Source organism: Okeania sp. SIO2B9 (assembly GCF_010672505.1).
Taxonomy (GTDB): Bacteria; Cyanobacteriota; Cyanobacteriia; order Cyanobacteriales; family Microcoleaceae; genus Okeania; species Okeania hirsuta.
Window position 1 is genome coordinate 1 of the sequence record NZ_JAAHGK010000146.1, and the last position, 8,751, is coordinate 8,751.

Here is an 8,751-nt window from a genome sequence, read left to right on the forward strand (position 1 = left end):
TGACACCTCCTAAAACATTTTGCATTAATGTTTTGAAAGACCTGAGAATTTCTACTCGGTTTTGCCGACAAGTATTAGAATTTAAACCATGCCAAATTACCTGTTCTATTTCATCAATAATTACCACTCCATTCGACCAATTTTCCGGATTAAAACTAGCCTGAGAATTAGGATGTAGGGAATCAATACATAAACCAATACCTAATAATTTATTATCGGATTTTTTATCTACTTCTGTAATATATTTTAGTCCAAAACGTTGACATAACTCTTGTACTAACTGTACTCTATGACCAATAACTAAAACCTTTTGACTGCGAGCTACAGCTTCACTGACAATTTTCTCTAATAACTTAGTTTTTCCAGTGCCCTTAGCAGATTTAATTCCTACTAATTTTGCCGGAAAATCAGTGCTATAGGCTAGGTCAAGATTATCTAACTTTTGTAAATTATTACTGCTGATAGAACCTAAAATATGTTGTTCGGAAAGATAACGACTATTAACTCTAATATTTACAGGATATGTGAGTTGGCTAAATGATTTAGCCTTCCAAAGTTCTAAAGGTAATGCGTTTTGATAAGCTTCATCAAACACACTTTGCCCATGATTTGCTATTAAATCGTCAACTCCTTTTCCTAATTCTGGATTCCAGGAAATAACTTTAACATTACATCCTTTTCTTGTGAGTAAATATCCAGTTTGTCTAATAGCAGCATTAACATTTTTAATAGTTTTAGGTTTAGTATCTTGGTCAAACGCAATATAAATTTCTCGATGATTATTTACCAGCTTTTCTAACTGAGGAATTAAATTTGATCTACCAATACGGTTGCCATATTCATCTCTAATAACTCGATATCCACCAAAAATTCCTGGTAAGGCGATCGCTACATAACCACCTGTTAATAAAGCACCTGTTTTTTTTGCTCCTTCAGTAATACATAAAGGTATTTGAGGATGGGCGATAAACCACTGCCAAAAACCAAAGTCTGGTTGATTATTATTAATATCTTCTGGCAGAATTTCTATTTGATAACGACTAGCAATTTGATGCCACAAATGTAGGGGTATTTTTAGGGCAAATAAACTGGTGGGAGTTTTCGGAGGATGTTCGTATTTAATTAACTTTTTTTGGTCATAACTGTGACGTGGTTGACTAGGTTTAAAACAACCCCAAAGGTCCTCTTCTCCTGTAAGTAAATCAATTCCCGAACACCACCATCCACCTTCTTCAATGTGTCGGTATCGCTTTAATATTTGGCTAGTTACTCGGCCATCATTTCGTCTAGGAATAGCATCAGAATAAAACAAAAATTCATAAGGCCGTTGTCCTTCTAAAGGGATAACATTAAGGTGTATTAATTGGTCATCGACACAGCTATTAGTCCATTCTCGGAAATAATTAATTTGTGTTTCGGTCTTTGGGGTCATTTAATAATGCACTCTATATACAGTTAAGGATTTTTATTATATTGGAAAAACACACTATATACATATAAAATTTTCTTAAGACTCCGGGACTAATGGCCTCAACAAATAATTTTTGAATAGCTATAAATCTTAATAATTGATACAGCAATTTAAAACTCTCTGGAGGTAAAAATTTTTGGCAGTAGCAATCTATTGAGCAGTTGCACAAAAAGTTAGAAGTATGGAGTCAAGAGCGTAATCAAACTGCTAGTAAGGTCATTTGGCATTTCTCTACTGACGATACTAGAGTCAAACTGCAACATCTTTATCCTGTGTTTGAAACTACCGAAGAGAATAATATCAAATCCGGTAGCATTGGTATAATTAGGGCTTGCTGAAAAAGTCTTATGGGTGAAGGTAGGAGACAGGAGACAGGAGACAGGAGACAGGAGTTAGGGGAATTTGAAGGAGGTAGGAGTAAGAATTTTCCCAAGATGGTTCTGCCCAACTCTTGACCAAAATCCTGAATTTTTGAACCATTACCACTTAAAACCTCGCACTTTTTCCAGATCTAAAATTGCTCAAACCAATATCAGTCAATAAGCGCGATATTTAATCAGCAAACCCTAATTAGATAGTTAATTAGGAGTCATATAGAATCCGGTTATATAGGTTATATAGTATATGTTTATAACTATACTTCAAGCATTCAATCTCCCCTACTCCCCTACTCCCCCCAACAATTCTAATAAGTGTTCAACCGGATTTGATATCAGTCCTCAGGAGTCAGGAGGAAAGAGAATTTAGAAATATTTGCGACGTTAGCGAAGATGAAACATTTTTTTATACCGAACCCTAGCGGATTTGATATAACTCCCCGATTTTTTCTCAGCACTGTCAATTCATAGCGATCGCCTATTAGACATCTCCAGAAAAGAGGCAGCTTTGCTGTAGGCAGTAGGGAACCCACCCCTCGCCCCTCCCCCTCCCAGGAGGGGAAAGAATTGATAATTTATGTGTGATAATTGATTTTATTTTGGATTTTTGGAGATGTCTATTTATTTCAACTAAGCATTTCCTGATATTTTCCGGGACTAATGGGTAGATATATTGGGCATGAGTATACTTGAGCATTACAAAATAATGTGTGATGCTTATGACAATGTAACACAAAGATATTTCTAAGCGTTAGATCATACCAATTTCATAGAAAATTACTACAGTCTCGACACAGGCAACAGGCAAAAGGGAAAGAAAAACTAGATAAAAAAGAGGAAAAAATGCTTTATTTTGACATTTTATGGATATATACAATTTTTAATTGTAGCAATAAATCACAAATTAAGATGTAACTACCTTTTTTGAATTTGGTATAACTTTCAAGAAGTTTAGCATTTAGTAATCGAATTGAGGGGTCGAATATTGAAAGAAGATATATTTCTAAGAACGGAGTTAAAGTCTGGGATGCTAAATACTCCTGATATGTAGAAAATTTCAGAAAATCTAGGACAACTTAATTTTAGTTTTTCTCAAGATTTTCTGGCGTTGCTGATTCTAGGTATGATTTGATAATTTGGGATTGTTTGAACTACTTGTTAATATTAACTGTTCCCTGTTCCCTGTTCCCTATTCCCTATTACCGATAAACTTACTTTCATACCTTAATTCAGCAATGCCGATTTTCTTATAGTAGTCGCCATGATTGTATTTGGCATATCAAAAATTTAAAACTCAGACAACGCAAGATTTTTCCTTCTTTCTTCTTATTTCTGCCTTCTTCCATAGCAATAAAACTTTGAAAATAAAGTATCAAAAGCAACCAAATAAAAATTAGTTAAACTAACAATTAATCAATAATAAAGAATTTCGTAAAGAAATGGAAAATTGTCATTATATCCCCTTTATAATTCCATAAAGGTTGAATTAGGGTGCGACAAGTGCTAATCGTAAATCCCATTTCAACCTCAGACAAAAGAGAGGAGAATCGGGGAGAATGATCAATCTACTGTGGCTTCAAGGTGGAGCCTGTTCTGGCAATACCATATCATTTCTCAATGCTGAAGAACCAAATATTTGTGACCTAATCACAGACTTTGGCATTAATGTACTTTGGCATCCTTCTTTAGGATTTGAACTTGGTACAAACGTCCAACAATTATTAAAAGATTGTATTTCGGGAAAAATACATTTAGATATTTTAGTATACGAAGGAACAATAATTAACGCTCCCAATGGTACGGGAGAATGGAACCGTTTTGCCGATCGCCCGATGAAAGATTGGGTTAAAGAATTATCCGAAGTTGCAGGTTTCGTCGTGGCAGTGGGAGACTGCGCTACTTATGGCGGTATTCCTGCAATGTCACCAAACCCCAGTGAATCTGAAGGTTTGCAATTTCTCAAACGGAAAAAAGGCGGATTTTTAGGAGAAGACTTCAAAAGTAAAGCTGGATATCCTGTTATCAATATTCCCGGTTGCCCCGCGCACCCAGATTGGATTTCCCAAATATTAGTAGCGGTTGCTACTGGCAGACTTGATGACATTACCTTAGACGAATTTCACCGCCCCGAAACATTTTTCAAAAGCTTTACTCAAACAGGTTGTACTCGCAACGTTCACTTTGCTTATAAAGCTTCAACTTCAGATTTCGGGCAGCGTCAAGGATGTCTATTCTATGACTTGGGTTGTCGCGGACCGATGACTCACTCTTCCTGTAACCGTATTTTGTGGAACCGAGTTTCGTCTAAGACTCGTGCAGGAATGCCATGTTTAGGTTGTACGGAACCAGAATTTCCATTCCATGACCTCGCACCGGGAACAGTATTCAATACTCAAACAGTCATGGGAGTTCCCAAAGAATTACCGACGGGAGTCAACCGTAAAGACTATGCTCTGCTAAGTATCGTTGCTAAAGATTCAACTCCCGCTTGGGCAGAAGAAGATTTCTTTACAGTTTAAAATTTGTAGGTTGGTTTGAGGCAACGAAACCCAACATAACAGGACTCAAAAAAGCTTTGTAGGTTGGGTTGAGGAACGAAACCCAACATAACAAGACTTACGCACCTAAACAACAAACCGGGTTTATTCACTAATTCCTCCAGCAACCAGGTTTCTGCCTAAGTCCTAAAAAAAGCTTTTGTTTGTAGTAGAGCTTTAGCCCGAAGATAGATAGAGCTAGAGCAATTCTACGAGCTTTGGACATGAGATTTAATATTGTTTGTTGGATTGCGCTGTCGCTTAACCCAACCTACACAAGCTATAGCTACTGATAACTGATAACTAAAAAAATGGTTCAAACTAAAGTACAAACATTAGACATTTCCCCCGTGGGGCGCGTTGAAGGCGACCTAGATGTAAGAGTTGACATTCAAGACGGATATGTAACCAACGCTTGGACTCAAGCACAAATGTTTCGAGGTTTTGAAGTCATCCTCAAAGGCAAAGACCCTAAAGCTGGTCTCATTGTCACCCCCAGAATTTGTGGAATTTGCGGTGCTTCTCACCTCACCTGTGCTTCCTGGGCGTTAGATACAGCTTGGCAAACAGAAGTACCTCGTAACGCTATCCTTGCTCGTAACCTCGGTCAACTTGTAGAAACTCTCCAAAGTCATCCACGTTACTTTTATGGGTTATACGCGATCGACCTAACAAACAAAAAATATCAAAATAGCCCATTCTACGAGGAAGCTTGCAAACGTTTCGCAGCATTCACAGGTACATCCTACGAACCAGGTATTACTGTTGCAGCAAAACCTGTAGAAATATACGCTCTATTCGGCGGTCAATGGCCTCACTCTAGTTTCATGGTTCCCGGTGGTGTCATGTGCGCTCCCACTCTCACCGATGTTACCCGCGCCTGGGCAATGTTGGAATATTACCGCACTAACTGGTTAGAACCAATATGGTTAGGTTGTTCCATTGACAGGTTTGAACAGATTCAAACTTATGACGATTTCATGGAATGGTTGGATGAAAATCCCGCTCATGCTAGTTCTGACCTGGGTTTCTATTGGCGTATGGGTCTGAATATTGGTTTAGATAAAATTGGTGCCGGTGTCGGTAAATATATGAGTTGGGGATACTTGCCTCACGAAGACAAATATCAACGCCCAACTATTGAAGGTCGGAACGCTGCTATGATTATGAAAAGTGGTGTCTACGATAGCACTACAGATATTCATCAATTGATGGAGCATACTTTTACCCGGGAGAATACTGCCCACGCTTGGTATAACGAGGGTGATGGAGATGTACATCCTTTTGACCGCACTACCGTACCTATTCCTAATAATGATATTGACTTTGACGGTGCTTATTCTTGGTCAACTGCTGTATCTCACCAAGACTTAGGTCGGATGGAAGTTGGTGCTTTAGCGCGGGAATTGATATCAGGTGGCGACCATGGGGAAAGTTGGCAGTACAAAGACGGTTTAGTTTTAGATATGTTCAAGAAAATGGGGGTACCGAGCGTACATTTGCGCGTGTTTGCCAGAATGCACGAACTAACTAAATTGTACCGTGAAACCGAACGTTGTTTGCGGGAGTTTAAGTTGCGCGATCCTTGGTATATTAAGCCTGAAGAAAAGGATGGTCGTGGTTGGGGTGCCACTAACGCTAGTCGTGGTTCCCTCTGTCATTGGGTGGAAATAGAAGGCGGTAAGATTAAGAATTATCAGGTTATTGCACCGACTACTTGGAATGTCGGACCCCGTGACGGTCAAGGGGTGCGCGGACCTATTGAGGAGGCATTAGTGGGTATTCCTATTGCTGATGTGAATGACCCTGTGGAAGTCGGTCATGTTGCTCGGTCTTTTGATTCTTGTTTGGTGTGTACCGTTCACGCTCATGATGCTAAGACTGGGGAAGAGTTAGCAAGGTTTAGGACATCATAATTAGCTGTCAGCTTTCAGCTATCAGCAGTCAGCGAACAGGTAAAAAAAGGACGTTGGATGCAGCGTCCCTATTGTGACTCTAAACATTTTTTAGCTAAAGAATAAAGGTTATTAGTTGGCTTTAGTTATAGTTCAGTTTGAGAGATGGTTTTAATATGAGCTTGTAGCCATCGGGTGAATGCTTCTCGATTTAATTCTCCAGAAGCTACTGCTAAAATAACTTGTTCTTGTTCGTCCACAGAAGCATTAATTTCTAGTCCATTCAGGATGAAAAAAACTTCCATTGCTGCGTGTCCTGTTCGTTTGTTACCATCAATAAAAGGATGGTTCATGATCATCAAAAAACCGAGGGCAGCAGCTTTATCAATGACAGTTGGATATAAGTCTTGTCCAGAAAATGTCGCTGCTGGTTGTGCTACTGCTGATTCTAAAGCAGGGCGATCGCGTAAACTATTAGCTCCTCCTGTTTGGGTAATGATTTGCTGATGCAGTTCCATAATTTCTGATAGGCTCAGATCGCGAGTCATACTAACCGCTTATAGAGTTCAGAATTTTTAGTTAATACATAAGTTAGCTGCTAGATTAAAGTCAGTTTGAGATTCCTGTAACCATTCAGCAATTTTTGATTCTAGAATTTTCTCCGGTGAGGTTTTCTGCTGGTTGGCAATTTGTTGGATACATTTGTATTGTTCTTTTGATAGTTGTATAGTTATTTGGTTCATGGCACTATCCTATAAATACTTTCTTTTGCTATTATAGACAGACAATCCTTTTTTGGGAGCATAATATTGATGGAAACAATCTTATTAAGTTATGAAGAAGTTGGAAAGATTGCTGAACAGCTTTATCAAAATAGCATCCGCTAGTAGAAGTCAGAAGTCAGAAGTCAGAAGTCAGAAGTTGATTCTTTGAGTCTTTTAACAGTAGCGACTAATATTTTACAGCAAATTCCAAGTATAGTTAAACTAAGCAAACCCATTTCCAGTTGCCCTTTATAGGGTCTGCTTGTCTTCAGAACCGGACGTGAGACTTTCACCTCATCACGGCTCCTCTCTTAAACGTCCCTTGTCATGGGTACACCCTTAAAATTCCACTTTGGATTTAATGAGTCCTATGGTTCACTGCTTTTAAATCCTCGGCAGTTTTAACGTCGTGGCAATGTCGGTGCAACAGTTGTTTGTTTTTATAGGTGTTATCACCGCCTTCAGACCAGGGAACGATGTGGTCAACTTCGATTAAATCCGTTGGTCTAAAGTGTAATCCACAAGATGCGCATTTACCTTTTTGTCGCTTAAGTAGCGTTGTTACTTCCTTCCTTACGCCTGGATGTTTGCCAATTCTGCTACCCCAATAAGTCCAGTCACCGTCAAAGGGTGATTTATTACCTTTAACCTTGATGTGCCTTACGATAGGAACATCTGAGTGTTGGTTTAGTAGAGTTGTTGGGAAATATAGCAATGTGCGCTGGCATATTTACAAATTACAAGAACTGTCCAATAGCTAAAAGTCTTATACTATCGGTCTTTTATTCCTCCTGTTGCCTGTTGCCTGCGCACAGCGCTATAACTGAGGTGGGGAAAAACGAAAATGAAAACAGATATATTTTGTTAGTAATTTAATTATTTATGCTGCTATCAGGTATAAGTTCCAGCCATCCAGTTGCTGTTAACATTAGAGTTGTCGCTAAATAAAGGGAAAAAATCACTCTAACCTAGACAGAGCAATAATTCCAAGCATTATTGCCTTCCAATAGCTACAATCCTTACAGAACAAGGTTTTTAGGTATTTTTTAAGTTATAAAGCGACAAGTCTATCAATTTGTCATCAAAATCAATAAGCGTGATTACAGTAAATTTGGCTGACAGCTCCATAACGTTTGACACCCGCAAAGGCGTTTTCACATATCACCCTTGATTTGCTCAATTTCCGATTTTCCGATTTTTGTTGCTCACTTAATTGTCCTCCCTTTGGCTTTTTATGGGGGATACGGATATTTTCATACTGGTGTTGAATACCTTGAAAACCACTATCCACTTCAATTGGTATCACGACCGGTATATTTCCTATTAGCTTTTGTGAGTCATGGAATTTTTCCTGAATGTAACTTTCCTTCTCGTGCCTGAGTTAATACTAACACTTGCTGATTTTGGTCTACTGCTGCTAGATGTTTGCGAGTTAGACGTTTTTTTTTCCCGAATAATTCAGTTTTTGTTTTTCTGAGTCAGTGGGTCGTTGCACTGGCCGTTCTGTGCCATCCATAATTACTCGTTCTACTCCAGGGAAACGCTCTATAAATACTTGGACACAATTAATTTGACGCTCGGGTAGTACTTTTTTTTCTCCCAGGGTGGCTTCTAAAATAGGTTGTAAACGATGAACCCAATGATGTGCCTGGCTGCGATCAATATCAAACAAGATGCTGGCTACATCAAAGGTTGGATAACATTTAA

The 8,751-nt window shown here is 38.7% G+C and carries 8 protein-coding genes and 1 pseudogene; 3 read left to right on the forward strand and 6 right to left on the reverse strand.

The genetic code is table 11. The features are described from left to right. Positions 1-1,432 (reverse strand): DUF3854 domain-containing protein (locus F6K13_RS07615; RefSeq protein ID WP_287287148.1); only part of this gene is annotated, 1,432 nt, incomplete at its 3' end. 200 nt (positions 1,433-1,632) lie between these two features. Between F6K13_RS07615 and F6K13_RS07620 the strand changes: the two genes are divergently transcribed. From F6K13_RS07620 to F6K13_RS07630, 3 genes are all read left to right on the forward strand, one after another. Further along, complete coding sequence (locus F6K13_RS07620) at positions 1,633-1,809, forward strand: hypothetical protein (protein ID WP_161564389.1); 177 nt, start codon at positions 1,633-1,635, stop codon at positions 1,807-1,809. 1,595 nt (positions 1,810-3,404) lie between these two features. After that, on the forward strand, positions 3,405-4,367 hold the full coding sequence (locus tag F6K13_RS07625; protein ID WP_124143876.1) for a hydrogenase small subunit: 963 nt from the start codon (positions 3,405-3,407) through the stop codon (positions 4,365-4,367). 329 nt (positions 4,368-4,696) lie between these two features. Then, entirely contained in the window at positions 4,697-6,301 is a 1,605-nt protein-coding gene (locus F6K13_RS07630; RefSeq protein ID WP_124143875.1) for a nickel-dependent hydrogenase large subunit, read from the forward strand. A gap of 125 nt (positions 6,302-6,426) precedes the next feature. Here the strand turns inward: F6K13_RS07630 and F6K13_RS07635 are convergent, their stop codons facing one another. From F6K13_RS07635 to F6K13_RS07655, 5 genes and pseudogenes are all read right to left on the reverse strand, one after another. Next, a complete protein-coding gene (locus F6K13_RS07635) occupies positions 6,427-6,828 on the reverse strand; it encodes a type II toxin-antitoxin system death-on-curing family toxin (RefSeq protein WP_124143874.1) in 402 nt (133 codons plus the stop codon). 27 nt (positions 6,829-6,855) lie between these two features. Continuing rightward, entirely contained in the window at positions 6,856-7,023 is a 168-nt protein-coding gene (locus F6K13_RS07640; RefSeq protein ID WP_161564388.1) for a hypothetical protein, read from the reverse strand. Positions 7,024-7,432: 409 nt separating this feature from the next. Beyond that, positions 7,433-7,738 (reverse strand): annotated as a pseudogene (locus tag F6K13_RS07645) (HNH endonuclease); the annotation flags it as partial. A 393-nt stretch (positions 7,739-8,131) separates the two neighbouring features. Further along, positions 8,132-8,350, reverse strand: coding sequence for a transposase family protein (locus F6K13_RS07650; RefSeq protein ID WP_240038831.1), 219 nt, complete (start codon positions 8,348-8,350; stop codon positions 8,132-8,134). 126 nt (positions 8,351-8,476) lie between these two features. Further along, on the reverse strand, positions 8,477-8,751 hold a 275-nt coding region (locus tag F6K13_RS07655; protein WP_287287149.1), incomplete at its 5' end, for a transposase family protein.

Bases quoted from the DNA above. Each gene is read 5' to 3' on its own strand.
- F6K13_RS07625 (WP_124143876.1), top strand. From the start codon at position 3,405: ATGATCAATCTACTGTGGCTTCAAGGTGGAGCCTGTTCTGGCAATACC.
- F6K13_RS07630 (WP_124143875.1), top strand. From the start codon at position 4,697: ATGGTTCAAACTAAAGTACAAACATTAGACATTTCCCCCGTGGGGCGC.
- F6K13_RS07635 (WP_124143874.1), bottom strand. From the start codon at position 6,828: ATGACTCGCGATCTGAGCCTATCAGAAATTATGGAACTGCATCAGCAA.
- F6K13_RS07640 (WP_161564388.1), bottom strand. From the start codon at position 7,023: ATGAACCAAATAACTATACAACTATCAAAAGAACAATACAAATGTATC.